Genomic DNA, 26,552 nt, shown 5'->3' with positions numbered 1-26,552 from the left:
GGCACTCCGAACGTCTCTTCCGATTCGCGCTCCCGTGGTGCTCCGCACCAAAGTCGCTCGAATTCGGAAGAGCCGTGCTCCGTGCCGGACCGGGTCGCCGCAGTCGTTTCGCGGTGCCTTTTCTTTTGCCCGCCAAGGTCTCGGCTTTATTAAACCTTCGCGGGGAATCGGGGAGGGGCAAAACAGGCTTGCGCGAAGCGATGCGGCTCCCCGGCGGGAGCGGCACTCCGTACAGATTTTACGATCAGCGCTCCCGTGGTGCTCCGCACCAAAGTCGCTCTACTTCGTAAAATCTGTGCTCCGTGCCGCCGCCCTGGTTCGCCGCGGCTCCGCGGTGCCTGTTTTTTGCGTTTGCCCGCGCCTGGATCGCGGGTTTATCAAACCTTCGCGGTTAGGGGAGATAGGGAGGGGCAAAACAGGCTTCGCGATTTGTAAGTGGCTCCCTCGCGGGAGCGGCGGATTCGCGGTGCCTGTTTTTTTGCGCTTGCCCGCGGCAAGGTCGCAGGTTTATCAAACCTTCGCTTGTAGGGGGTTCAGGTTTTGCGAATGGGAGCGACTATGGAGCTCTCATTGGCAAAACCTGCGTAGCAGATCTTTTGGGAGCTCTGCTTCAGTGTCCCGGGCGCCAGTCAGCTTTGTAGCTTCGCTCACAAACTGAAGCAATCATTGCGGCTTTGCCGCCAGCCGAACCGAAGCTGATCTTCCGACCTCAGCTAAAACCCGAGCATGTACTGCGCCCCGTGCAGTACACTACATTACCTTCAAAACAGCAAAACCCGAGCATGTACTGTACCACGTACAGTACATTGCTTTCAAAGCAGCAAAACCCAAGCATGTACTGCACCGGGTGCAGTACATTGCCAACGCCGCAGGCCGGCATCTGCGGCGGGTCAGCCTGCTCATCAGCCAGTAGGCTGTCGACGCGCTCCAAGTCCATATATGGACTTGGAGCGCGCAGCCGCTAAGACGTCCAGGCGCTGCGCCTGAACAACACAAAAGGGCTGTTCCCGACAATCGGGAACAGCCCTTTCCTTGCTATGAAAGCAAAAGCCGCCATGCTATCGGCGGCTTAGCACCAATTTTCGCCCCAATCTTGAATGGATTGGATAACGGGTTCGAGTCCTTGCCCTTTTTGGGTCAGTTCATATTCAATCCGAACAGGCATCTCCGGATAGACGTTTCGTCTAATGATTTCGCAATGTTCCAGTTCCTTCATCCGGTCGGTCAGCATTTTGTCGCTCATCTCCGGAATCTGTTCCTTGATTTCCTTGAACCGCTTCGGTCCACCCAAAAGAACGCGTATAATCAACCCCGTCCATTTCTTTCCAAGAAGCTCAGTCGCACATTCGTACTTCGGGCACATTTTGGAATAATCCACGTTATCACCCCTCTTTCGCTAGTTCTATTGTAACACAGGACGATTTGTAAATGGAATGGATATTCGGCTTGCGCGGCAGAATACTTTTCATTTTGTATCAACTATAGTAAAGTAAGTCTGTGTTTAATAGTCATAATATGGAAATAGGCTCATCACTTTCATAATCGGAGCCGAAATATTTTCTAGTACGTGGTCGAATTTTGCCTGTTATAATAATGAGACATACATGGTATCGAGGTGTGCAATGACAGACAATTGGGGTTTCTATGAACGGCGCACGGGCAGTGAACAGATGCGCGTTCTCGTTAATATCGGCTATAAGGCGACGTCGCCTTTGGAGGAATATAAAGATCTGATGTCCGTTACGGTGAATTTGTATCCGGTTCGCGAGAGCAGCCGCAACAATCGACAGTTTATTTTGCAGCTGGAAGAGCTTGAATCGAAGCTGGAGCACTGGCTGAACGCGACTTCGGAAGCGATCTACGTTGGACGGATCAATGCGGCGACGCGGTTGGAATTTTATTATTACGCGAAAGAAGGGCGGATCGACGGCGCAGCGCTTCGCGAGTGGCTGGACGAGCATTGGCAGCACCGCGCGCAGTCTTATATCAAGCCCGATCCGGAATGGGAGTTTTATCGTTTTTTGCTGCCTAGTCCGCTTGAAGAGCTATATGTCCATAACGCGCAAATGATCTACGCACTCATTCATAAAGGCGATAAGATCTCGGAGCCAAGAAACGTGTATCATTGGCTGTTGTTTCGGGAGGATGATGAACGGCTCGCAATGGAGGAACTGCTTCAGAGCGAGGGATATGTGATCGAGAAGGACAAGGAGAGCAAGCCGGAGGACGACTTCCCTTATCCGCTCGTGATTAGCAAGTACGAGGACGTTCGGCTGGAGACGGTCAATGCCCGCGTACGCGACCTTCACCGGCTGCTCGACGGCAAGATGGGCCGGTACGACGGCTGGGGAGCTACGATGCGGTTGTCGACCGCCAATCGGTTCCGCCGCTATATGAGACGCCGCAAGGAAATGGCGCATTCTACGCTGCGCAAGGTTTTCGCTCGCGGCGGCCATTCACATTCGAATCAGAATCAAACCGGCAAACATTAAGACGAAAGCCGACCATTGGAGCGCGGTCAAGCGTTCGCGATATAAGGCAATGGAACCTGCGGCGACGACAAGGCTGTTGGCGGCAAAGATCGGACCGGCGATATTAGCCTGTCCGGTTTGCAAGGCGACGGCATACAACTGCAGTCCGGCATAGGAGAACAGCCCGGCGACAAGTCCCCATTTCAGACCTACGGAAGGGGCTCTGCGAAGGCGCGTCATCATTCCATCGTCGGTGGCGGAGGCAGCGGCAGCTTGCGATATCTTGCCAAGCGGCTGCACGAGCGAGCGATTGCGAACCGCAATCCAGGCAAAACCGATGAACGAAAGCAGGTAAGCGGCGAATAAGACCGGCGTGCCGTTCAAGCCGATGGCATCTGTTACTTTCAACCCGCCGTTACGGACCGCGAACAGCAGGATGCTGAGTCCGACGTAGAGATTCCATTTGGGTTGTATGCGGGTGCGCTGTCCGCCGCGTTTGATCGAAATGAGGACGACGGCGGCGAGCAGCAGGAGGACGCCGGACAGCTCGAATGCAGTCAGCGGCTCATCATAGACGAAGGTACCGAGTCCGATGACCAATATGATGTTCATATTCGTCAGAGGCGAGGTCAGGCTGGCAGGACCGCAAGCGATTGCCTTCATGAACAGCGCGTTGCCGATGGCGGAACCGGCACCGATGAGCACGCCAGCCGCCCAAACCCGCGGGTCCAACATCGCGGCTCCGAGCGTGCCTTCGATCACGCCGTTCGCGGCAAATCCGGCCGCGCCGGAAAAATAAAGTCCCAGAAACAGAAAGACGGAGGAACCGCCCTGCATCTGGGACACCTTCATCCACCAGCCCGCAAGCCCGAAGAGCAATGCGCTGCTGACGGCAGCTGCAAACCACATGTTGATTTCACCTTTCTATCCGGGCACGCATCGAATTTGTCATACAACTGCAATATTCCTGTTATCGTTCCATTACATTCGTGGGGTATGATACTGACCAAGACCCCCTTTTGATTATATATTTTGTACGGACCTGCGGTGTGCAGGTCCGCTTTTTTTTACCCGGTTGTTCGCCCTCATCTGCAACAATGCCTGCACAACAATGACTTTATAGCGGCACGATCACAGGCTGTTTTTGCTTGTAGTACACCCACTTCTTAAAGCCGATTTCCTTCAACCGTCTCGCAACGCGGTCCCAATCTTCGCCAACGCGGCTCGGCTTATGCGCGTCGGAGCCGAACGTAACGGAAACACCGAAATGGAGGGCTCGTTCCAAGATCGCGTCGGACGGATACCAGCCGCCGACATCCTTCGTCGAGCCGGAAGTATTGATCTCGATGGAAACGTTACTCTGCGCGATCAGTTTCAGCGCTTCGTCAATGGCGTCGTCCGCTTGGATATCCGAGAACGCGGGGAAATAGCCTTTCATCGCGTCGATATGTCCAAGCACTTGGAACATGCCGCTTCGGGCGGACTCGCCGATCAGCTTATAGTAGTGGCGCTTCTCGTCTTGTTTGCGCTCGTCCGACATGCCCTTCCAGCGGTTGCGGTTGAAGATACTGACGCCGCGCGATTGATGCACCGAGCCGATAATGTAGTCGAACGGATACTTGGCGTAGATGTCGCGATACAGGCCGGCATGCTCGGGGAAAAAATCCGACTCGACGCCAAGCAGCACGTCAATTCGGCCTTCGTATTTGGCTTTCAGCCGCAGCACCTCGTCGATATAGTTAACGAATTCGCTCTTAGCCATCGCGATGCCAGGATTCAAACGATCCTGATCGCTGAAGAAATAAGGCGAATGATCCGAAATTCCGATCACGTCCAGACCGGCTTCGATGGCGGCTTGGATGTAATCCTCGATCGTAGCATCCGCGTGTCCGCAACGGAAATGATGCGTATGTAAGTCGAATTTCATCGCTTCTCCTCCTATTCGCTGCTAATGAATTGATCCTCTGGCATGCCTTTCAAATCGCTCAGAAACTGCTGCATCGCGGAATTGATATACCTGCCGGATTTGTACACGAGGCCGACGGGATGGCTCATATCCAATTCGTTGACTTTAATGCGCTTCAGCGTGCCGAGTCGAACCTCGTTGGCGATGGACAGCTTGGAGACGACGGCGGCGCCGAGATTGATTTCCACCATGCGTTTCACTTCTTCGCTGCTCGACAGCTCCATGACGATGTTGGGCTGCAAATTGAATCTGCGGAAGATTTGGTCCAGAAACCGTCGTCCTAACGTATCGGGCGAGAGCATAATCATGGGTATGTCCTTCAACGATTCGACAGTCGTATGCTTCAAGTGGCTCATCGGATGTTCAGGCGCTACGACGAGCTCGTACGTATCGTAATACAGAATCGACGTCTCCACGTTCGGATTCTTCTCGTTCAAATAAGTGATGCCGATATCGACAGTCCCGTTCTCGACGCTGGCCATCACGCCGGTTGAAGGCATGGAGTGAATGGTCGTTTTGATGAGCGGAAATTGATTTTGGAAATAAGACAGCACGCGCGGCAAAATCTGAATGGCGATGGAGGAGGTGGTGCCGAGCACGATATGTCCCTGCGGCGTTTGATTCAAATCGGACAGCTTCTGCTTCAATTCTTCCACGATGGCAAGGATGCGCGCAGCATGATCCAGGAAAACTTGTCCGCGGTCCGTCAGCGTTACGGGCTGATTCCGATCGATGAGCACCGTCTTAAACTCGTCCTCAAGGCTTTTGATTTGAGCGGATACGGCGGGCTGAGTCAAATTCAGCAATTCTCCCGCTTTGCGAAAACTCATCGTCCGAGAGATCGTTAATAATGTTTCAAGCTGGTTTATATTCACGGAATCCCTCCCATTCTATTAAATATTTTTATCACAATCCTTTCTTATTATAAATGAATAGCTGGGTGACAGTAAAGCGAACGAATTCGGATATGGACGTATCTTCACAATTCGAACAGAAGGATTCGTTCGGAGGTTGTCGAATGGTTGTGGAAGATCAATGAGCCATAGCGCCATAAAGGAGCGATTCGTATGAACCCGAAGGCGGTCAGAAGCTGGATCATGTATGACTGGGCCAACTCCGCATTTGTAACGACCATTATGGCCGCAGTGATGCCCGTGTTCTACAAAGAAGTCGCCGGCAGCGGGCTGACAGGCAACGCCGCGGAGAACTATTGGGGCTATACGCAGACGATCGCGATGATCTTCGTTGCCGTGCTATGCCCGATACTGGGCGCCGTCGCGGACTATGCCGGTTCCAAGGTGCGCTTCCTGTCGGGGTTCATGATCGTCGGCGCCGCGGCCACGATCGGCATGGCGTTCATCGGCGAGAACGACTGGCTGTTCGCTTCTCTGCTTGTCATTATCGGCACGATCGGTTATGCCGCGTCCAATACCTTCTATGATGCGCTGCTGCCGAGCATTTCCACGCCGGAGACGATGAACGCCGTCAGCAACAAAGGGTATGCGATGGGTTATTTGGGCGGCGGATTGCTGCTGCTCGTAAATCTTGTTATGATCATGTTTTACGATAAACTCGGCTTCTCGTCGAAGACGTCGGCAACGCAGACGGTATTCGCGATGGTTGGCATCTGGTGGGTCGTGTTCTCGCTGCCTATCATGCGGAATGTCAAGGAAACGGCGCGTGACACGAGTTCCGGCTTCGGCACGGCGCTGAAGAATGGATTCCGGCGGGTGAAGGGTACGATCGGCACCTTGAAGCGCTATCCCGAGCTGCTCAAATATATGGCATCCTTCTGGTTCTTCAACGATGGCATCAATACGGTGATCGTCATGGCGACCATATACGGAAGCGGGATCGGCATCGAAACGAACGATCTGATCGCCGCGCTGCTGATCACGCAGTTCGTCGGCTATCCCAGCACGCTGCTGTTCATCAAGTTCGCCTCGCGGATCGGCATTAAGAAATCCATCTACAGTTCGCTGTTTGTCTATATGCTGATCGTCATCCTGGGCTTCTTCATGACGAGCGCCGTCCATTTCTACGCGCTTGCCGCACTTGTCGGGCTCGTGCAGGGCGGAAGCCAAGCGACGGCTAGATCGCTGTACGCCGCACTCGTGCCGCCTTCGCGAACGGCGGAGTTTTTCGGATTCTTGAGCTTATCGAGCAAGTTCGCGTCCGTTGCGGGGCCGTTCGTATTCTCGGTCGTCGGCACGATCACGGGCTCCAGCCGGTACGGGATTTTGGCGCTGCTGGCTTTCTTTATCATCGGCATTGCCATTCTGGTTTATGTGGATGTGGACAAAGGAAGGCGGGAAGCGCTGGCCGGGGAAGCCGTCATATAGGAATAGGAACGGCCGGAAGTTTACGCATCGGTGTCAGTCACAAGAAAGGGGAACATGGATATGAAAGGAACGACGCATCTAACCATCGGCTTGGCCATCGGCGTTGCGGCAGCCGCCAGCCATCCGTTCACGGCTCAGCACGCCGCGTTATACGTCGCAGCTGCCGCATTCTCGTCGCTCAGCGCCGATCTTGACGGAACGAACATGCTGAGCGGCAAACTGAACCGCACGGCGAAGATGATTCATGCGCTGCTGCTATGGGGCGGAATCGCTTTGACCGGGACGGTCGGAATTACATACGCGGTCAAAGGCGTCCTGTACACGGAGTGGGCGATTGCAGCCGTGTCCGTGCTGCTGCTCGGCTTGGTGCTCGGGAACGGGATGATTCGCAATGCGCTTGTCAGCTTAATCGGAGTTGGACTGCTCTATGGCGGATTTTCCGAAGGGATGAACTGGTTAATCGGTCTAGGCGTCTTCGTTGCATGGGTGCCATGGCTGAACCATCGCGGTTTGACGCACACGGTATGGGCGGCGGCGGCATGGTGGGCGATCGGCAACGGGCTGGAGGAACAAGTAGGCGTCGACGGCCTCGCACAGACCGCGTTATGGGGGTATTTGTCCCATTTGATCGCCGATACGCTGACGCCAAGCGGCGTGAAGTGGCTGTATCCGCTGACGAAGAAGACGTTCAAGCTGCCGATCGGCAAGCTGTAGCCAGCCGTAAGCCGCCGCGTGAGGTATCCGAATAAGTAAAAAAGCTCTCCGAGGATGAACGTCCAAGGAGAGCTTTTGCATATCTAGGCGAGTCGTAATCGTTAACGTTAGAGCCATTCCTTCTTGCGGAAAATGAAAAACATGCCGAATCCCAGCAGCAGCATGAACGACAGCAATACGTAGGAACCGCCGTGCATATGAAGACCGGGAATATAATCGAAATTCATTCCGTAAATGCCGGTAATGAAGGTCAGAGGCATGAAGATCGTTGTCAAAGCCGTGAACACGCGCATGATTTCATTCGCGCGATTCGCTAGGCTGGACTGGTACGCCTCTCGTAAGTTGCCCATCAGATCGCGGTACGTATCGAATGTCTCGGCGATTTTCACGGCATTCTCGTAGATATCGCTGAAGTACTTCTGCAGCTGGTCGTCAATCAGCTTGAGATCCTTCTTGTTGAGCGTTGCGATCAATTCCTTTTGCGGGCCGAGCACTTTCTTCAGCCACAGAATTTCGCTTCGCAGACCGATGATCTCGTTCAGATGCGATTTCTTCGTGTGCATGAGAATGGCTTCTTCCAGGCTCTCGATGCGAACCTCGATTCGGTCGCCGACGAGGAAGTAATTGTCCACGACGATATCGACCAGATGGTAAAGGAAGTCATCCGGCCTGCTGACCTGATCCTCCAGAAGAATCGGCTTCAGCGTGCGCAGCTCGTTGATTTTCTGCTTCGTAACCGTAATGATATAATGGCGTCCCAGAAAAATATTCAAGGCGCGCAGGAAAATTTCTTCATCGTCGAAACGGATGCTGTTGATAACTAAGAAATAATGGCCTTCGTGAATTTCGATCTTCGGCCGCTGCTCCTCTTCGCTCAGACAGTCTTCCACTGCCAGTTCGTGAAGCGAGAATAACGGCTGCAGCACCTTAAGATCGTCTACGTCCGCATCGATCCAATAAAAGCCCTCCGCGGGCGGAATCGTTGCCGTTGCTACGTCGTCGATCGTTTTGAAAATACCTTGCGTCACGTGACGGATTTTCATCCGCGCTCCTCCTCTCTTGCCTAGCTGATTGTTCCCGGATGCCGGCATGAGGAGGGAAGCATGTGCGAATACGCTATACGGACCGTTATTCGCCGCGCCGCCAAGTATGAACGGGGCGGTTGTACGAATAAGGTCGGGTAAGCGTAAGCGGACAAACTGACGTTCCAACATACCGGTTATCAATGCGGTTGCCCGCAGGCCTCGGGTCGCCTTCCATATTCGTAAACACCCCTTTATAAGTTCAGATAATTACCTTAACATGCATAATCCTTGTCTAGTATACTCCGACAGTGTCTTTCCATACAAGCACAAAGTACAGGGCCTGCGCCTGTATTAGAATATGCGCTGAAAAGCCCGTGGTGACGCTATTTTCGACGCCTTGAAGAGGGGTCTCTTGACGTAGGCGGAGGAATGATTTAAAGTATTCCCATAACATGATTTCACAATTAAATAAGCAAGCTTTCTTATCAAGAGCAGGCGGAGGGACTAGCCCGATGAAGCCCGGCAACCGGCGTGTGAACGCACGGTGCTAATTCTTGCGGAAACGTATGTTTCTGAGAGATGAGAGGCGCATGAACGATACAGTTATGCCCCTCTCTGCCAGAGAGGGGTTATTTTCATTGCGCTCCTCACAAGAAGAAACGGCTGTCGCCGTCCGATGCGGCGGCAGGTTTCTTATCTTAGAAATATAAGAAAAGGTGTCGCACGCTTATCCTTTCTTATATTCGGAAAATAGACACGATTGGAGTGAGCAGACATGCCGATTAAAGTACCCGACCAATTGCCTGCGAAGGACATTCTCACGGAAGAGAATATCTTCGTCATGGAAGAGAGCTTCGCTTACCATCAGGATATCCGCCCGCTGCGGATCGCGATTCTCAATCTGATGCCGACCAAGGAAGTAACCGAGACCCAGCTGCTGAGGCTGATCGGCAACACGCCGCTTCAAGTGGAAGTCGTGCTGCTTCATCCGAAGACGCATACGTCCAAGAACACGTCTTCCCAGCATCTGGAGTCCTTCTATAAAACGTTCGACGATATCAAGCACGAGTATTACGACGGCATGATCATCACCGGCGCTCCCGTAGAAACCCTTCCTTTTGAAGAAGTGAACTATTGGGAAGAACTAAAGGACATCATGGACTGGTCCACGCGCAAGGTAACCTCGACGTTCCATATCTGTTGGGGCGCGCAGGCCGGCTTGTACCACCACTACGGCATTCAGAAGTACGACCTGAAGGAGAAAATGTTCGGCGTGTTCCCGCATCAGGTCGATAAACGCAACGTGCCGCTGATGAGAGGCTTCGACGAGCAGTTCTTCGTGCCGCAGTCGCGTCACACGGAAGTCCGCCGCGAGGACGTCGAGGCCGTGAACGATCTGGATATCTTGTCCTCGTCTCCCGATGCCGGCGTGTACATTGCGGCTTCCCGCAACGGACGGCAAATTTTCGTGACGGGCCACTCCGAATACGATCCGTGCTCGCTCAAGTCGGAATACGATCGCGACGTAGCCAAAGGGATGGACATTGCGATTCCGAAAAATTATTATCCGAACGACGATCCTTCGAAACAACCGCTGTCCACTTGGCGCGCGCATGCGAACCTGTTATTCTCGAACTGGTTGAATTATTACGTATATCAACAAACGCCGTACGATCTGGGCGCTGGAATTTAATTTAATTCGCAGCAGCATCTTATATATCAATAGGAGAGGGAGACTACGTCTATGAAAATCGAAAGCCGTTTAGCGCAAATTGGATCCATTAAAGAGCCCGTTACCGGGGCTGTTAGTTTCCCTGTCTATCAATCGACCGCATTCCGTCATCCGCGCCTCGGCGAAAGCACCGGGTTCGATTATTCCCGCACGAAGAACCCGACGCGCACGGTGCTGGAGGAAGCGGCAGCTGGGCTGGAATCCGGCGATGCCGGCTTCGCCTGCAGCAGCGGCATGGCTGCGCTGACGACTATTTTCTCGCTATTCGGGCAAGGAGACCACCTCCTTGTTTCCCTTGACCTATACGGCGGTACATACCGTCTGCTTGAGCGGATTATGAGCCGTTTCGGCGTTACGGCCTCGTACGTGGACACGAACGACATCGATTCGCTGAACACGCTCTGTACGCCGTCGACCAAAGCGATTCTGATCGAAACGCCGACTAACCCGCTCATGATGATCACGGATTTGGAGCGCGTCTGCGCTTGGGCGAAATCCAAGAACCTGCTGTCCATCGTGGACAACACGCTGCTGACGCCGTTCTTCCAACGTCCGATCGAGCTTGGCGCGGACATCGTCGTTCACAGCGCGACGAAGTATTTGGGCGGCCATAACGATGTGCTTGCCGGCCTGATCGTGACGAAGGGCAAGGAGCTGTCCGAGCAGATGGCCTTCTTGCACAATTCCCTCGGCGCCGTATTGGGCCCGCAGGATTCCTGGCTGCTGATGCGCGGCATGAAGACGCTGGCGCTGCGCATGGAACGTCACCAGTCCAATGCGACCGCGATCGCAAACTGGCTGCTTGCCCATGAGGCGGTGGACGAGGTTTACTATCCGGCGCTTCCGCATCATCCCGGCCACGACGTGCAAAACCGCCAATCTTCCGGCAACACGGGCATTTTCTCTTTCCGCTTGAAGAATGCCGCCTACGTGGAGCCGATTCTGCGCCACGTCAAGCTGATCGCGTTCGCCGAGAGCCTCGGAGGCGTGGAATCGCTGATGACTTACCCGGCCGTGCAAACGCATGCCGACATTCCGCTGGAAATTCGCCAGAAAATCGGCGTGGACGACCGTCTTCTTCGCTTCTCCGTCGGCATCGAGCATCAGGATGACTTGATCGCGGATTTGGCGCAAGCATTCGAAGCGGCAAAACGTGAAATCGAGGAGGCTTAACCGATGTCTGAACAGCAATCCAATACCAACAATGGCAATAAACCCGAAACGAAATTCGCGACGAAGCTGATTCATTTTGGCAATGAAATCGACGAGCATACCGGCGCCTCCAGTGTGCCGATCTATCAGGCGTCGACGTTCCATCACCACGATATTTTCAACCCGCCGGTGCACGACTACAGCCGTTCCGGCAATCCGACGCGCCAAGCGCTGGAAGATTATATTACGTTGCTGGAAGGCGGCGTGCGCGGTTTCGCGTTCGCATCCGGCATGGCGGCGATCTCGACGGCATTCCTGCTGTTCTCGAACGGCGATCACGTCATCGTGACCGAGGATGTGTACGGCGGCACGTATCGCCTGCTGACGACCGTTCTGAACCGTCTCGGCATCGAGTCGACGTTCGTGGACATGACGGATTTCGATGCGGTGAAGGCAGCGCTCCGTTCGAATACGAAGGCGGTGTTCATGGAAACGCCGTCCAATCCGACGTTGAAAATCACGGATATCGGCGAAATTGCCGCATGGGCAAAATCGCATGATCTCATTACGCTGCTGGACAATACGTTCATGACGCCGTACCATCAGCGCCCGATCGAGCTTGGCGTGGATGTCGTCCTGCACAGCGCGACGAAATTCCTCGGCGGCCACAGCGACGTATTGGCCGGACTGGCCGTCGTGGCAGACGAGGGTCTGGGACGCCGCTTGAAACAGCTGCAGAACGGGCTCGGCACCGTGCTTGGCGCTCAGGAATCCTGGCTGCTGATGCGCGGCATGAAGACGCTGCAGGCACGCATGGCCCACAGCGAGCAGAGCGCCCGCAAGCTGGCGGAGTGGCTGAACGTCCATCCGGCGGTAACCCGCGTTTATTTCCCAGGGCTGGCGGATCATCCGCGCCGGGAAATCCACGAGAAGCAGTCCAAAGGCTACGGGGCGGTCGTCTCCTTCGACGTCGGCGACGGCGATCGCGCGAAAGCGGTGCTGAGCCGCGTGAAGATTCCGCTCGTTGCGGTAAGCCTTGGCGCCGTCGAGAGCATTTTGTCTTACCCGGCCATGATGTCGCACGCGGCGATGCCGCAAGAAGTGCGCCATGAACGGGGCATCACCGACGGTCTGCTTCGCTACTCCGTCGGCTTGGAAGACATCGACGACCTGATCGCCGATTTGGATCAGGCGCTTAACGGTTAATTCGGCGCAAATAGAGCAATACGCGGCAGTCCGGCGGGACTAGCCGCGTTTTTATTCGTTTTGGCGGAGGTATGCTTGCCCGGACGTCGAATGACGGCTTATTTCAATTGTGGTAGTATAAATTGAACCTACATGGGTACGGAAATGTGGAATGAAGGAGGCTTTTGCATTGGCTAACATCGATCGTATTTTAGATAAAGCATTGCAGGGAGAACGGATCGGGCTGGAAGATTGCGTCACGCTGTTCGAATCGGATGAAATCGAGAAAATGGGGCATGTCGCGAATCAGCTGATGATTCGTAAACATCCCGAGCCGATCACGACTTTCGTCGTGGGACGCAACATTAACTATACGAACGTATGCGACGTATATTGCCGGTTCTGCGCATTCTACCGCGCGCCGGGCTCGAAGGAAGGCTACGTGCTGTCGGACGACACGATCCTGAAGAAAATCCAGGAAACAATCGACGTCGGCGGAACGGAAATTCTGATGCAGGGCGGCGTTAACCCGGATCTGCCGTTCTCGTATTACTTGGATATTTTGCGTAAAATCAAACAGCATTTCCCCGACATTACGATGCATTCGTTCTCGCCGGCGGAAATTCAGAAGATGGTCACCATATCGGGTTTGTCGCTGGAACAGGTGCTGCGCGAGCTGAATCAGGCGGGCCTCGATTCCTTGCCGGGCGGAGGCGGCGAAATTCTGGATGACCGGACGAGACGGAAGATCAGCCGGCTTAAGGGGTCTTGGACGGACTGGATGGACGTCATGCGCACAGGCCACAGAATCGGCATGAATGCGACCGCGACCATGGTTATCGGCTTCGGGGAAGAGATGGAGGAGCGCGCGCTTCACCTGCTTCGCGTCCGCGAAGCGCAGGACGATTGCATCGCGAACGGCTATGACTCCAAAGGCTTCCTGGCGTTCATTCCGTGGACGTTCCAGCCGGAGAACACGAATATGAAGCGGGAGAAAGCGACGCCGGAAGAGTACTTGAAGACATTGGCGATCAGCCGGATCACGCTGGACAATATCGACAATTTCCAGTCGTCGTGGGTCACGATGGGGCCGGAAATCGGCAAGTTGACGCTCTCGTACGGCTGTAACGACTTCGGCAGCACGATGATCGAGGAGAATGTCGTCTCCGCTGCGGGAACGACGCATAAGGTCAACATCGGCTCGACGCTGCGCATTATCCGCGAAGCGGGCAAAATTCCTGCGCAGCGGAACACGAAATACGATATTTTGAAAGTGTACGAAGAGTCCGAGCAAGCGCAGAACGATTTTATCATGCAAAACTAACAGGTTGTCGTTAAACGAAGCTTCTTCATCGGCGGTGCTATCCGCGGATGGGGGAGCTTTTTTGGCGTTCGGGGCATCCAAGATCCGCCTTTCATTCCAGCCGTCGGCCAGCGCAGGCAGAGCATACATCGTATATCTGCTTTCGCAGAACCATATACTGTTAAGGAAGTGAGAAAGCGTGATCTAGAGGAAGCTTGGCCGAGCTAAAACGCATAAAATCAAGGTTTACTCAAATAACTCGCCCCGTGCGGCGCAAAAGCTTAAGCATATGCTTCCGATGTAGTTTTTGTTTGCCACCGCCGGTAAAATTCCGGCTTTCAGTGTTCCAAAAACTTAAGCTTATGCTTCCGAGGCAGTTTTTGTTTGCCACCGCCGGTAAAATTCCGGCTTTCAGTGTTCCAAAAACTTAAGCATATGCTTCCGATGTAGTTTTTGTTTGCCGCCGCCGGTAAAATTCCGGCTTTCAGTGTTCCAAAAACTTTTAGGAGTGAGCCTATGGAACTTTTCACTGTTTCTTTACACTCGGCTTCTCATGAAGCGATTGATCGCCTTCATCGTTATCTGAGCGAAGAATTCGTCGATTTACATAGTGACGACAATGGCAGTCCTGCTGGGTTTCTGCGGCCCGATTATGAGGGTATGGCCATTCAATGCAGAGCGGATTTGCCGCATTTCCAGCTGGAAAAGGATGGTCCCCCGATTTACCGCAAAGCGGCCGGCGCGTTTGCCCGCTATGTCATGAACGAGCTGGAGCCGATGCTCCTGAAGGCAATCATCCGGAAGCAGTTTCATTATGAGGACGCTGCCGAGATCGAAGCGCTGTCGCGGTATTGCCACAATATTTTGTACGGAACGGCCGCAATCGCGACGCAGGAGGAAGATAATGCGGCCGATATGCGTCTTTCGGACTTGGAGCGGCGCCTAGGTAAGGTCGCCGACGAACTGGAGACGTTCATCGCCAGCAACACCCGGCTGCACTTGGATGGATTCGTTTCGTTCCGTCTGGCCACCTATTGGCAGGAGCTCAAAGATGTCGTGGCCTACGCGGTCGATGAGTATGTGATGGATAAACAATATCAGGAGTTCATTTCGCTGCTGAAATATTTCGTGCGGATGCAGGAGGTCAAACTTCCCATCGTCCACGTGCTCCATAAAGGCGGAAGCGATTTCGTGCTCTACGACCATCAATTTCAGCTGCTGGATACCGTCCCGGCCGACCGGATCGTCGCGGAAATGCTGGAGTCGGAAATGAACATGGAAGACATGATCGTCAGTACGCTGATCACGGTGTCGCCGCAGCAAATCGTCATTCATACCAGGCAGCCGGAGCTGCCGGTCATGCGAACGCTGGAGACGATTTTCGAACAGCGGGTCCGGTTATGCAGCTCGTGCAGCCAATGCAGCTTTCTGTTCGAGGAGTCGGATAAACCGCTTGCCGCTACGGCAGAGGCTTCGGCGGAAATTCGCATTCGCAACGTGATTCCATGAGCAGGCCTGGCCGATGGTGAAACGGGCTTGACCGGCAAGACGCCAAAGTTTATAATGACAAGTATGAAAAAGCGTTGACAAAGACATGTATCATCGTCCCGCGCGTTCCAGAGAGAGGAAACCAGGCTGAAATTTCCTCGCGTTGCAGCGTTGATATACCCCTTTGTAGCTGTGAAGTTGAAACCGGGCTTTGGCTTGGCGGTAAGCTGCACCGGATCGTTTCCGTTACAGAACGTCTACAAGGATCGGCTTGGCGGCTTATGCGGCGCGCCGATTGAACTAGGGTGGAACCACGGGTCATTTACAAGCACTCGTCCCTTCGCGGGGATGCGTGCTTTTTTTGTTGGGCGCGCAAGCCGCAGCAAACCATAAACAGCTCAGGAGGAACGAAATCATGGCTATTCAAGTGAAGCTGCCGGACGGCGCCGTCCGGGAATACGAACAAGGCACGACAATCGAAGAGGTAGCGGGTTCCATCAGCACGGGCTTGCGGAAGAACGCGATCGCAGGCAAAGTGGACGGCAAGGTCGTCGATATTTACACGCCGCTCGAAGGAGATGCCGCGCTCGAAATCGTGACGCTGGATTCCGCAGACGGGCTGGAAGTATACCGCCACAGCACGGCGCATTTAATGGCGCAGGCAATCAAACGCCTGTATCCCGAGCGCAATGTAAAGCTGGGGATCGGTCCGGTTATCGAAGACGGATTCTACTATGACATCGATATGGACGAGACGCTCACTGCCGAGGACCTCGAGAAAATCGAGAAAGAAATGGAGCGCATCGTGAAGGAAGACTTGCCGATTCGCCGCCGCGTCGTCGGCCGCGACGAAGCGATCGCGATCTTCACGGAAATCAACGATCCGCTGAAGCTGGAGCTGATCCGCGATTTGCCTGAGAATGTGCAGCTGACCATTTATGACCAGGGCGAATTCTTCGACCTTTGCCGCGGACCGCATTTGCCGTCCACGGGCCGCATCAAGGCGTTCAAGCTGCTCAGCATTGCCGGCGCTTACTGGCGCGGCGATTCGAAGAACAAAATGCTGCAGCGCATCTACGGCACGGCTTTCCCGAAGAAAGCGCAGCTTGACGAGCATCTGCATTTCCTGGAAGAGGCGAAGAAGCGCGATCACCGCAAACTGGGCAAAGAGCTGAAAATGTTCACGTTCTCCCGCGAAGTCGGTCAAGGCTTGCCGCTCTGGCTGCCGAACGGCGCGCGCGTGCGCAGAACGATGGAGCGTTACATCGTCGATCTTGAGGAGCGTCTGGGCTACCAGCACGTATACACGCCGGTTCTCGCGAACGTGGAACTGTACAAAACAAGCGGTCACTGGGAGCACTACAGCGAAGACATGTTCCCGAAAATGATCATGGACAACGAGGAGCTCGTGCTCCGTCCGATGAACTGTCCGCATCATATGATGGTGTTCAAAAGCGAAATGCGTTCGTACCGCGATCTGCCGGTTCGCGTAGCCGAACTCGGCACGATGCACCGTTACGAAATGTCCGGCGCCCTTACGGGTCTGCACCGCGTACGCGCGATGACGCTGAACGATGCGCATATCTTCGCGCGTCCGGACCAGATCAAGGAAGAGTTCAGCCGCGTTATCAACCTGATCCGTCAGGTGTATGAGGATTTCGGTATCAAGGAATACCGCTTCCGTCTCTCGTACCGCGATCCGCAGGATACGGAGAAGTACTTCCCGAACGACGAGATGTGGGAAATGTCGCAGCGCATGCTGCGCGAGGTCGTCGAGGAGCTTGGCTTGCCGTTCTTCGAAGCGGAAGGCGAAGCGGCCTTCTACGGTCCGAAGCTCGACGTTCAAATCAAGACGGCGCTTGGCAAAGAAGAAACGCTCTCCACGGCACAGCTCGACTTCCTGCTGCCCGAGCGCTTCGAGCTTGAATATGTCGGCGACGACGGCAAGAAACACCGTCCGGTCGTTATTCACCGCGGCATTATCAGCACGATGGAGCGCATGACAGCGTTCTTGCTCGAGAACTTCGCTGGCGCGCTGCCGCTCTGGCTATCTCCGATCCAAGCGAAGATCATTCCGGTATCGACGGCATACGAAGGCTATGCGCGCGATCTGGAAGAGAAGCTGCAATTGGCCGGAATTCGCGTCGAATCCGATCTGCGCAACGAGAAGCTTGGCTACAAGATTCGTGAAGCGCAGCTAGAGAAAGCGCCTTACATGCTCGTTGTCGGCGAGAACGAAGCGCAGTCCGAGTCCGTTTCCGTCCGCAAACGCGGCGAAGGCGACATCGGCTCGATGCCGGTAGCGGAATTGATCGCTTTGCTGCAGGACGAAATCGCTACGAAGCGCATTTAACGCGAGGTTCATCGGTAAGCGGAAATGACCGCCGCATAAAGCTTGTCGTCGTTGGGTATCCTTCCTGCTAAGGCTGGTCGTTCCGCTTGCGCGGAACTGCTCGCCTATGCATCCTAGGAGGCTTGCAAACCCAAATGACGACAAGCTTTTTATCGCTTCACCGTATCTTGCTCGCTTGCGCGGCTGCGCTTCTATTATTCGGACAGGCGCTGTATGCCGAATGCAAGGCTGCCGGCATGAAGGACGTTAAATCCCAGAACCATAAAGAACCGTCTGAAATCGGGATGCCGGCCATGTCATCCATAAAGGCCAAAAACCTTCATCATATGCAAGTCGTTGCCACCGGCTATACGGCCGGCGTGGAGTCGACCGGCAAGAAGCCGGGGCATCCGCAATACGGCATCACGTATTCCGGCGTTAAAGTCCGCCGTGATTTCGTATCCACGATCGCGGCGGATCCGAAGGTGTTCCCGATCGGGACCGTTCTTTACGTGCCGGGCTACGGTTACGGCATCGTCGCAGATACGGGCTCCGCGATCAAGGGCAGGAAGATCGACCTCTATTTCGAAACAAGGAAACAGGTATTTAAGCAATGGGGCAAACGCAAGGTGACGGTATACGTCCTTAAGCGGGGCAACGGGAAACTGACCGAGGCGCGCGTGACCGAGCTGAACGAGGCGGTTACCGCCGAGAAGACGCTGCCGCGTTCGTTACTGGAGTCCTAGGACGGCAAGAGAAGGCTGCGACGAAAGTTGTTGAACCTTCTCTTTTTTTTATCAAATGACTGTGCTATCATAAATGTAAACGTTATCATTTCTAAATTGGGGGCGGTTACGGGTGAATGTCGATCAGGATCGGATCGGAGATTCAAGTAATCGGAAGCCGCTGAAATTCGATATGTTGGAGGACAAGCTGCTGCAGCTGTACAATGAGATGATTGCAGTCGCTTTGTCGAAAGTATACAACAAATCGGATGCCCTGGATGCCGTTCAAGAAGCATGGGTTCGCATATTGACGCATCGGGAATCGCTTCGCGAGGAGGATAAATTCCATTCGTGGGCGAAGGTCATTACAGCCAATGCGGCGCGTACAATTAATAAGCAGTCCGAACGAATTTTACCTTCCGGTGATCGCGATTTAAGCGATGACAGGCCATCCTCGCGGGATGAACGGGAGATCTTGCTGGAGATCCGGGATCTGCTGGAATCGCTCGATCCTCGGACAAGCGCGCTCCTCTTGTACAAATTTTATTACGGTTATAAGGACCAGGAAATCGCTGCGGCCTGGAATGTGCCGGTGGGGACGATTAAGGCGCGAATTCATCGTACCAAGCGACGTTTGCAGCAATGGATGCCCAACTGATGCGAGCGGAATAAGTTCGATTATCTATTACATAATCGCCTTGCCACCCTGACATAATAAGTGTTGTACGGGGAGGTGAGCATCATGGCGAAAAACAAAAACAATAAATTTAACGCAGGTCAATCCAAATACAACGCGGAATTCGCGTCCGAAAACGCGGCAAGCGCAAACGCAGCGGCTAAAAACGCTTCGCAAAAAGCGGAGAAATAAAACGACTGCCCCGCAGTCGAAGAGAGGGACCCTGAAGCGGTCCCTCTTTTCTTTTGTCAAATCTTGTCCTATACTGTTATTTAATTCTGACAATTATCGACCAAGGGGGAGTTCTATGGCGACGCTGCAGCGATTATGGGGACGAAGTACTTCGGGCAAACCTACGGAAACGGAAGAGGATGGCGTATTCTCCCAGTTAATCAACGAGTCCATGGTTATTTCGGATCAATTGACTGCGGCGGTAGAAGAAGTGAATCAAGCGGTAGGCCAATTGACGGATATCGCGGACCAATCGGTTATTACGGAAAGCGGGCTGCGCGATTGCAGCGGGCGGGCGATGGAACGGATCGGCGAAACGTTCTCGACGCTGCAGGAAGTTGCGTCTTCCGCGGATCAGATCAGCGCAGCGGCCCAGCAGCTGGATGCGGAGAGCAAAGAGACCAAAGCGATCGTGCTCGACGTATGCCGTTCGCTCACGAATACGGATCAAGTCATGAACGATCTTCGGCAGCACAATGCGGAGATGGACCGCAATATCCGCGAACTCATCGAGCAAACGTCCAAAATCAACGAGATCAATGATTTTATTCAAGAAATCGTGGCCCAAACCTCGCTGCTTGCGCTGAACGCCTCCATCGAAGCCGCGCATGCCGGCGAATACGGCCGCGGCTTTGCCGTCGTCGCGCAGCAAATCAAGAAGCTCGCCGAACAGAGCCATGAGGCGGTTCGCCGTTCTTCGGGGCTGGTAGAAGGAATCGAGCAAGGCGTGCGGCAGGTCGTAGCTTCCGTTGACGCCGAGAAGGCGGCTGTCGATCAAGGCGTGGCCGAGATGGCGCAGACCAAGAACCGGATGGACGTGATTTTCACCCGGATCGATGAAGTCGATAAGCTGGTAAGCAAGAGCAATGAGGCGAGCAAACGGCAAACGAAGAGCATGTCGCATACGACGGATATGCTGAAGGATGTCGTGGAAGCGGTCAATCAAACCTTGGAGAGCGTAGACCGTACGTTAATTTACACGCAGAAGCAGCGGCATCAAGTCCATAAGCTCGACCGGGTCAGCAGCAATTTGGACAAATCGGCTTCGGCCTTGACGACAGCGATCGCGCAAGTGGGCGGCAGCCATTTGACGAAGGACATTCAATTCGATGCCGCCGAGATTGTAGCGAAGCTGAACCGGCTTGCGGCGGGGGAAGCGATTTCGGATCTTGACGAAACGACGCATCGCGGCGCGTTGACGGCCTTCCTGCATTCCTTGCCGGAGATCGAAGCCGTCTGGTCCAACCGGGACGACGGATCGTTTATTTTCTCTCAGCCGGAAGCGGGCCTGCTGAATGCCAAAGGGCGTGAATGGTGGAGAGGCGCGATGCAAGGCCGTCCGTTTACGTCCGCCGCGTACATATCCGCCATCACGAAGAAACCGTGCGTGACCGTCTCGGTTCCGATCCGTTCGAAGGACGGGCAGTTGATTGGTGTCATGGGAGCTGACATTGGCGTCAAATAATTGCCACTTTTTTTGTTTAAAAAATGGTTTTCAAACGGTTGTTGATCATGTAAGATAGTTATTGTAACTATACATGACATCTAAGGATAGGGTGGTTATCATGACGGAACCGATTTCCTATACCCCGCCTTTTCGTTTGAAACATCGTAAGGCAGCGGAAGTTATACCTTTCCTAAGTACGTACATCGCCAAGAGAGAGCAAGAGATCGTAGAGATTGAGCAGATGGTGGAGCGTTATGAGAAACGCCGTATGCAGGAAGAGCGTACTTATCAATCCATGTCGACGCTTCGGCGACTCCTCTCCGGCAAGAAACCCGCGCATCATCTGGCTGTCGAGTACATTCATTACGTCAAGCGGCCGATGGAGAAAGTACGTCAGCTCCGGCTTGAAATCGAGCAGGCCCGCGTGATTCTGAATACATCCGATCCATCTGAAATTATCGCGGTTTCCAGCGAAATGGATGAAGAAATGAATTAATCAACAACCGTCCGTTCGATAGGGCGGTTTTTTTGTTGCGGTCGTGAAAAAGCCTCCGTCCGGGACGAGGACGATTCGTCCTTGCCGGAGGGAGGCTTGCGTATAAACGGATGCTAGTTGAGAAGAACCGAGTCTTGGAGAGCCTGGGCGCTACCGCCGTTTCAATTGGTCGACATCCAGGAAATCATGGTCTTGATTGTAGGCGGGAACGCCGTGAATGCCGACATCGAGTCCGATCAGCTCCTCGTCTTTGGAGACGCGTACGGGCATGATCCGTTTGATGAGCGTGAAGGCGAGCCAGGTGAGGGCGAAGCCCCATACGCTTACCGTTGCCAGACCGAGCGCCTGCACGCCGAGCAGCTTCCAGCCGCCGCCGTAGAACAAGCCGGCGTAGCCCTTGCCGAAGCCTTGCGTCATCGACGGCATGGCGAACAGTCCTACTGCCAGCGTGCCGAGAGAACCGCTCACGCCGTGCACGGCAAACGCGCCGACGGGATCGTCGATTCCCTTGTTCTCGAGTAATTCCGTGACCAGCACCATGGCGATGCCGCAGACGGCGCCGATCAGCATCGCCGCGCCGTCCGGGACGAAGGAGCATCCGGCGGTAATGCCGACAAGACCGGCCAGAGAACCGTTAATGACCATCGGGGGATCGGCTTTCTTGTAGCGGAACATCGTGAACAGGATGCATCCCGCGCCGCCGGCAGCCGCAGACAGCATGGTGGTGACCGCGATATGCCCGATCGAACCGTTCGTGGCGCTCAGCGTGCTGCCGGAGTTGAAGCCGAACCAGCCGAACCATAAGATGAACGCGCCGACGGATGCGAGCGGCAAATTCGAAGGCGGGACAATGTTGCTTTTGCCTTCCGGCGTGAACTTCCCGATCCGGGGACCGATGAAGATTGCGGCGGCAAGAGCGGCGAAGCCGCCTAGCGCATGGATGACGGCGGAACCGGCGAAGTCGATCATGCCGAGTTTGTTCAGCCAACCGCCGACGCTCCATACCCAGTGGCCGGCGATCGGGTAGATGAGGCCGGTCATGGCGATGGCGTACAATATGTAGGCTCTGAAATGAATGCGTTCCGCTACCGCGCCGGATACGACGGAGATGACGGCGATGACGAACGCGCATTGGAAGAGCCAGTAGGTTTCGTGCGAGATGTCCAATTGGATGTGAGACAGATCTCCTCTGAGCAGGAAGCCGGTCGTGCCGATTAATCCGCTCGCATCCTTGCCGTACATGAGTCCGAAACCGAGGAAGTAAAAGACGAGTGCGCCGAACGTGATGTCAACGAATACCTTCATAATGATGCTTACCGCGTTCTTCTGTCTGACGAAGCCTGCCTCCAGCAATGCGAAGCCGCCTTCCATGAGCAAAATCATGGCGGCCGTCAATACGACCCAGATGGTATTCAAACCGATGGAGAGAGTCGCTACATCCATTATTTCCAACCCCTGTTCTGAATTTCATGTAAGGTTTTGTCTCTGATTCTTAGTTCGAAACTCATTATATAAGTGCTGCGTTAATTATGTCAACGGAACGGGTTACAAGACATAACATCATCATGTAAGCGCTCCATAATAATTTCCATTCACTGGTTGGAAGCGATTCCAATATTGGGAAAAGAGGATGTCGATCTGCGTCCCAAACTCAGTCTCAAGACGTAGCCGAGGTCAATCGACAGACCCTTTTGTGCCGCTTGCGCCTTCGGGTATACTTGGAGTACAAACCTTGCACAATCATTTGGGAGCTGGTGGCGTCAATGAACGGAAACTTTATTAATCGATTATTGTGGGGCCTCTTTATTATTGTCGTAGGGGTCGGGCTGATGTTGAGGCAGGGCGGTTACATCGACTTCGATATCGGCGAGATCGTCTCCGTCTTTTGGCCGGTCTTCCTGATATTCTTGGGTGTACAAGGCTTGCTGCAGCGGATGGCATACGGCCGCGGGAATGCATTCGGATCAGGGGTGCTGATCGTGATCGGCTTCTTGTTTCTAGGACGCAACCTGGATTTGTTCATTTGGTCGGTAGGCGACGTCGTGAAATTCGCGGGCCCGGTCGTCCTTATTATTTTCGGACTCTCCATGATATTTAAACCTAAATCGCGGCGGGTTAGCGAGGAGAAGCAGGAAGACGAATGGAAGGCGTACACTTACGGACCGACCGAGCACAATCCGGTACCTCCGGCGCCTCCGCTGCATCCGGATCCGACCAAGCAGCCGTCTGATGAAGAGATCAAACGCGACAGCGACAAGCAGGATGCGGGGAGCCGGCCGGGGGAACAAGGTCCCCGAATGTCGGTTCCGGGTCAAACGCCGGGTCCGCAGCCGCGGCGGCCGTTCGAACCGTACGGGCAGCAGAGCGATCCGTCCGCTAATGCCGGTCCTTATAAAGGAAAGCACGCGCAGCACATGCATCAACGACGCATGGATCACTGGGAGAAGCATGCGCTTCACGCGGCAAAAATCCGCGAACGCATCGAACGCCGGCATTTAAGGCACTATGAGCGGCATCATCGCCGCAATGAACGCGTGGAATGGTGGAATCATGATCCCAGCGTGCAGACGCGCTCCGGTTTTATCGGAGACATCTACCTCGGGCATGATTATTGGGAGCTGAAGCCCATGAACATTTCCCACTTTATCGGAGACACGGTATTGGATTTAACGAAAGCGCAAATTCCATCCGGCGAGACGGTCATTAATATCTCTTCCTTTATTGGCGACGTGAAAGTGTATTTGCCGAACGATTACGAGATCGGCGTCCATGTCGTATCGAGCGCCTTCGTCGGGGACGTTGCGGTGCTGGAAAACAAAGAAGGCGGCATTTTCAAGAACATTGACGTGGAAACGCCTTTCTTTGGCGAGACGGATAAAAAAATACGGCTGCACGTAAGTACGTTTATCGGCGATGTGCGGGTCACGAAGGTAGGCTGATCCGCATATGATGGTCCGTTTGTTTCGAAACAGCAAGTGGGATATGATCCTGCTCTTCATTGCTTCTTCCGCCGTTTCGGTTCTGATTTGGGAGATCGGCTGCGGGATGCTGCCTGAGGCGAAGCTGCAAAATGACTGGTGGATCGGCGTCGTCGTCCTCTTCCTGCTCGTCAGCGCGGGCTTCGGCTATTGGGCGGCGAAACGGATTCAGCGTCAAATCGATATGATGGTCATCGGCTTGAAACAGGCCGCGCACGGGAATTACGGCACGAGACTTCCGGAAGAAGGCGCTTTTACGCCCGCGTTCCGGGAGTTTAACGATATGCTTGAATCGCTGGATGAGCGGACGCAGTGGATTCAACGCTCCGGCGAAGAACAGGTCATGCGCGAAGCGGCTTCTAATGAAGCAGCCGTTCTCGAGGAACGCCGCCGGCTGGCGCGGGATCTGCACGATACCGTCAGCCAGCAGCTTTTTGCTATCCATATGTCCGCGTCATCCCTGCCGAAACTGCTGGAGCTGAATCCCGACCGCGCGAGCGACGTAATGGGTCAGCTTATCACGATGTCATCGATGGCGCAGAAGCAGATGAGAGGATTCATCGCCCAGCTTCGTCCCATGGAGCTTGAAGGCAGGTCTCTGCAAGAAGCGCTGGACAAATGGTTTCCGGACTATTGCCGGCAGAACGGTTTGCAAGGCGTCATGGAATGGCGCGTGAAGGAGAAGCTCTCGGAAGCGAAGGAGCATCAGCTGTTCTTGATCATTCAAGAGGCGATGGCGAACATCGTCAAGCATGCGGGAGCGGAGACGGCGCTGCTGACGGTCGCGGAGACGGAGCGGCAGATCGTCATGACGCTGCAGGATGACGGGGCCGGATTCCGGGCGGATCAGGTGAAACGCGGTTCCTACGGCCTTTCCACCATGCGCGAAAGAGCCGGCAAGCTGGGCGGCGATGCTTCGATCATCAGCAAGCCGGGAAGCGGAACGAGGGTCAGAGTCACCTTGCCGAATTATGTGAACAAAAAAGGAGCCGAGCGAAACGATGAGCGCGAATAACGGATGGAAGATAATGATTGTCGACGACCATGATATGGTGCGTGCCGGACTGCGCACGTACTTGATGCTGGACCCGAAATTCGAAGTCATCGCCGAAGCGGCGAACGGCAAGGAAGCCATCGATATGCTTCGCGCGGGCATTGCGGACGGCCCGCCTCAGATCGTGCTGATGGACCTGATGATGCCGGTGATGGACGGCGTGGAAGCGACGCGCATCATGATGAAGGAATTTCCGCAGCTGAAGATCGTCATGCTGACGAGTTTTCTGGAAGACGAGAAGGTTGTCGCGGCCGTCGAGGCCGGCGCGGTCAGCTACGTGCTGAAGACTGTGTCCGCGGAGGAATTGATCTATGCGCTGAACGGCGCCGCCAAAGGCATGCCGGTCATGACGCATGACGTCTCCCAGGCGCTGACGCGGGGACTTCGTCAGCGCAGCGCGCAGGGAGCGGACGAAGGGTTGACGGAGCGGGAGAAGGAAGTGCTGCTGCTCATCGCGGAAGGCATGTCGAACAAGGAGATCGCCGACGAGCTTCATATCAGCATCAAGACGGTCAAGACGCACGTCAGCAACCTGCTGATGAAATGCGAGCTCGAGGATCGTACGCAGCTGGCCGTATTCGCCCATCGCAAAGGTTGGGTAAAGACGGGATAATTGTCATCCGCCCCGGGTATCTTAACGGTATACTTTTCACCGGAATGAAACGCGCTGCGCTGCCGCCAGGACGGCGGCTAGACGTTTCACCTTGGACCCCAAAGGAGACTGCCTGTTATGATCCCCCTTGAATCGAAGCTGGAATCCAGCGAGAAAGAATTTACGGAAGTGAAAAGCATGCTGGAGGAGCACGAGTTCGCGCTCGGCGGCAACTGGGATTACGAGCACGGCTATTTCGACCGCTCGTTGGACGAGGCGCATATGGTGTGGCTGCGAATGCCGTTCGCGGTCATTAACGGCGCGATCGACGACTCGACGCAGGACTTGGATGCCAAAATCAAGCTCGGCCAGCCGTTCGTCCTGAAGCATGTGTACAATGAGGGACTGGATAAGCATGCGCAAGTACAGCCGATCGGCGCCTTGATGAATCAATTTCAAGAACCGGTCGATCCCGATGCCAGCATCGAATCCAAATGGGTAACGAAAGCGAAAAACGTGCTCGCGGAAGTAGAAGAACAGCTGCTTCACTAGCTTGTTTAATAGATTGTCCTAGTATCCGGGCCATGCCGCATCAGCAGCAGCCCGGTTTTTTTATTTGGCATTATAATAATTTTAAGTTTGA

Annotated in this window: 24 protein-coding genes and 1 riboswitch; of the genes, 18 read left to right on the top strand and 6 right to left on the bottom strand. The window is 54.4% G+C overall.

What is annotated here, in order from left to right:
* Nucleotides 1-1,069: 1,069 nt before the first annotated feature.
* Nucleotides 1,070-1,378, bottom strand: coding sequence for a winged helix-turn-helix transcriptional regulator (locus GZH47_RS07485; RefSeq protein ID WP_318653418.1), 309 nt, complete (start codon nucleotides 1,376-1,378; stop codon nucleotides 1,070-1,072).
* 244 nt (nucleotides 1,379-1,622) lie between these two features.
* Here GZH47_RS07485 and GZH47_RS07480 point away from each other — a divergent pair, with 244 nt between their 5' ends.
* Complete coding sequence (locus tag GZH47_RS07480; RefSeq protein WP_162639525.1) at nucleotides 1,623-2,492, top strand: DUF695 domain-containing protein; 870 nt, start codon at nucleotides 1,623-1,625, stop codon at nucleotides 2,490-2,492.
* Here GZH47_RS07480 and GZH47_RS07475 read toward each other — a convergent pair.
* The 3 genes from GZH47_RS07475 to GZH47_RS07465 form a co-directional block, all read right to left on the bottom strand.
* Nucleotides 2,457-3,380, bottom strand: a complete 924-nt coding sequence (locus tag GZH47_RS07475; RefSeq protein WP_162639524.1) for an EamA family transporter — start codon at nucleotides 3,378-3,380, stop codon at nucleotides 2,457-2,459. The two genes, GZH47_RS07480 and GZH47_RS07475, sit on opposite strands and share 36 nt — an antisense overlap.
* 208 nt (nucleotides 3,381-3,588) lie before the next feature.
* The gene (locus GZH47_RS07470; protein ID WP_162639523.1) at nucleotides 3,589-4,398 is read right to left on the bottom strand and encodes a histidinol-phosphatase; all 810 of its coding nucleotides are present in this window, start codon (nucleotides 4,396-4,398) and stop codon (nucleotides 3,589-3,591) included.
* Nucleotides 4,399-4,409: 11 nt separating this feature from the next.
* Entirely contained in the window at nucleotides 4,410-5,312 is a 903-nt protein-coding gene (locus GZH47_RS07465; protein ID WP_162639522.1) for a LysR family transcriptional regulator, read from the bottom strand.
* A 192-nt stretch (nucleotides 5,313-5,504) separates the two neighbouring features.
* Between GZH47_RS07465 and GZH47_RS07460 the strand changes: the two genes are divergently transcribed.
* Both GZH47_RS07460 and GZH47_RS07455 read left to right on the top strand, forming a co-directional pair.
* A complete protein-coding gene (locus GZH47_RS07460; protein WP_162639521.1) occupies nucleotides 5,505-6,779 on the top strand; it encodes an MFS transporter in 1,275 nt (424 codons plus the stop codon).
* Between the two features lie 60 nt (nucleotides 6,780-6,839).
* Nucleotides 6,840-7,493, top strand: coding sequence for a metal-dependent hydrolase (locus GZH47_RS07455; protein ID WP_162639520.1), 654 nt, complete (start codon nucleotides 6,840-6,842; stop codon nucleotides 7,491-7,493).
* A 107-nt stretch (nucleotides 7,494-7,600) separates the two neighbouring features.
* On the opposite strand, the gene corA is transcribed toward GZH47_RS07455, so the two are convergent.
* Entirely contained in the window at nucleotides 7,601-8,536 is a 936-nt protein-coding gene (gene corA, locus GZH47_RS07450; RefSeq protein ID WP_162639519.1) for a magnesium/cobalt transporter CorA, read from the bottom strand.
* A gap of 461 nt (nucleotides 8,537-8,997) precedes the next feature.
* Nucleotides 8,998-9,104: riboswitch (SAM riboswitch) on the top strand.
* A 189-nt stretch (nucleotides 9,105-9,293) separates the two neighbouring features.
* On the opposite strand from corA, the gene metA reads away from it, so the two are divergent.
* From metA to GZH47_RS07400, 11 genes are all read left to right on the top strand, one after another.
* Nucleotides 9,294-10,211, top strand: a complete 918-nt coding sequence (gene metA, locus GZH47_RS07445) for a homoserine O-acetyltransferase MetA (RefSeq protein ID WP_162639518.1) — start codon at nucleotides 9,294-9,296, stop codon at nucleotides 10,209-10,211.
* A 51-nt stretch (nucleotides 10,212-10,262) separates the two neighbouring features.
* Nucleotides 10,263-11,423 (top strand): PLP-dependent transferase, encoded by a 1,161-nt coding sequence (locus GZH47_RS07440; protein ID WP_162639517.1) that lies wholly within the window; start codon nucleotides 10,263-10,265, stop codon nucleotides 11,421-11,423.
* Between the two features lie 3 nt (nucleotides 11,424-11,426).
* The gene (locus GZH47_RS07435) at nucleotides 11,427-12,608 is read left to right on the top strand and encodes an aminotransferase class I/II-fold pyridoxal phosphate-dependent enzyme (protein ID WP_162639516.1); all 1,182 of its coding nucleotides are present in this window, start codon (nucleotides 11,427-11,429) and stop codon (nucleotides 12,606-12,608) included.
* A gap of 169 nt (nucleotides 12,609-12,777) precedes the next feature.
* Nucleotides 12,778-13,911 (top strand): cyclic dehypoxanthinyl futalosine synthase, encoded by a 1,134-nt coding sequence (mqnC, locus tag GZH47_RS07430; protein ID WP_162639515.1) that lies wholly within the window; start codon nucleotides 12,778-12,780, stop codon nucleotides 13,909-13,911.
* 495 nt (nucleotides 13,912-14,406) lie between these two features.
* A complete protein-coding gene (gene ytxC / locus GZH47_RS07425) occupies nucleotides 14,407-15,399 on the top strand; it encodes a putative sporulation protein YtxC (protein WP_162639514.1) in 993 nt (330 codons plus the stop codon).
* 394 nt (nucleotides 15,400-15,793) lie between these two features.
* Nucleotides 15,794-17,731: a threonine--tRNA ligase gene (thrS, locus tag GZH47_RS07420; protein ID WP_162639513.1), complete on the top strand. Its 1,938-nt coding sequence runs from the start codon at nucleotides 15,794-15,796 to the stop codon at nucleotides 17,729-17,731.
* Between the two features lie 134 nt (nucleotides 17,732-17,865).
* Complete coding sequence (locus GZH47_RS07415) at nucleotides 17,866-18,456, top strand: 3D domain-containing protein (RefSeq protein WP_162639512.1); 591 nt, start codon at nucleotides 17,866-17,868, stop codon at nucleotides 18,454-18,456.
* 112 nt (nucleotides 18,457-18,568) lie between these two features.
* On the top strand, nucleotides 18,569-19,093 hold the full coding sequence (locus tag GZH47_RS07410; RefSeq protein ID WP_225446391.1) for an RNA polymerase sigma factor: 525 nt from the start codon (nucleotides 18,569-18,571) through the stop codon (nucleotides 19,091-19,093).
* Nucleotides 19,094-19,177: 84 nt separating this feature from the next.
* Nucleotides 19,178-19,303, top strand: a complete 126-nt coding sequence (locus GZH47_RS34350) for a hypothetical protein (protein ID WP_263866908.1) — start codon at nucleotides 19,178-19,180, stop codon at nucleotides 19,301-19,303.
* A gap of 115 nt (nucleotides 19,304-19,418) precedes the next feature.
* Nucleotides 19,419-20,807 (top strand): methyl-accepting chemotaxis protein, encoded by a 1,389-nt coding sequence (locus tag GZH47_RS07405; RefSeq protein ID WP_162639511.1) that lies wholly within the window; start codon nucleotides 19,419-19,421, stop codon nucleotides 20,805-20,807.
* 100 nt (nucleotides 20,808-20,907) lie between these two features.
* Nucleotides 20,908-21,285: a hypothetical protein gene (locus GZH47_RS07400; protein WP_192043592.1), complete on the top strand. Its 378-nt coding sequence runs from the start codon at nucleotides 20,908-20,910 to the stop codon at nucleotides 21,283-21,285.
* A 150-nt stretch (nucleotides 21,286-21,435) separates the two neighbouring features.
* Here the strand turns inward: GZH47_RS07400 and GZH47_RS07395 are convergent, their stop codons facing one another.
* Nucleotides 21,436-22,728 carry an ammonium transporter gene (locus GZH47_RS07395; protein WP_162639510.1) on the bottom strand — a complete coding sequence of 431 codons (1,293 nt, stop codon included), beginning with the start codon at nucleotides 22,726-22,728 and terminating at the stop codon, nucleotides 21,436-21,438.
* 320 nt (nucleotides 22,729-23,048) lie between these two features.
* Between GZH47_RS07395 and liaF the strand changes: the two genes are divergently transcribed.
* The 4 genes from liaF to GZH47_RS07375 all read left to right on the top strand — a co-directional run bounded on the left by liaF (nucleotide 23,049) and on the right by GZH47_RS07375 (nucleotide 26,461).
* The gene (gene liaF, locus GZH47_RS07390) at nucleotides 23,049-24,224 is read left to right on the top strand and encodes a cell wall-active antibiotics response protein LiaF (RefSeq protein ID WP_225446390.1); all 1,176 of its coding nucleotides are present in this window, start codon (nucleotides 23,049-23,051) and stop codon (nucleotides 24,222-24,224) included.
* Between the two features lie 7 nt (nucleotides 24,225-24,231).
* Nucleotides 24,232-25,278 (top strand): sensor histidine kinase, encoded by a 1,047-nt coding sequence (locus GZH47_RS07385; protein ID WP_162639509.1) that lies wholly within the window; start codon nucleotides 24,232-24,234, stop codon nucleotides 25,276-25,278.
* Nucleotides 25,265-25,930, top strand: coding sequence for a response regulator transcription factor (locus GZH47_RS07380; protein WP_162639508.1), 666 nt, complete (start codon nucleotides 25,265-25,267; stop codon nucleotides 25,928-25,930). The genes GZH47_RS07385 and GZH47_RS07380 overlap by 14 nt, the downstream gene beginning before the upstream one ends.
* 117 nt (nucleotides 25,931-26,047) lie before the next feature.
* Nucleotides 26,048-26,461 carry a YugN-like family protein gene (locus tag GZH47_RS07375; protein ID WP_162639507.1) on the top strand — a complete coding sequence of 138 codons (414 nt, stop codon included), beginning with the start codon at nucleotides 26,048-26,050 and terminating at the stop codon, nucleotides 26,459-26,461.
* The last annotated feature ends 91 nt before the right edge of the window (nucleotides 26,462-26,552 follow it).

It is taken from the genome of Paenibacillus rhizovicinus (genome assembly GCF_010365285.1).
In the GTDB taxonomy this organism is placed as follows: domain Bacteria; phylum Bacillota; class Bacilli; order Paenibacillales; family Paenibacillaceae; genus Paenibacillus_Z; species Paenibacillus_Z rhizovicinus.
This window is presented reverse-complemented; position numbering and strand designations above follow the sequence as displayed.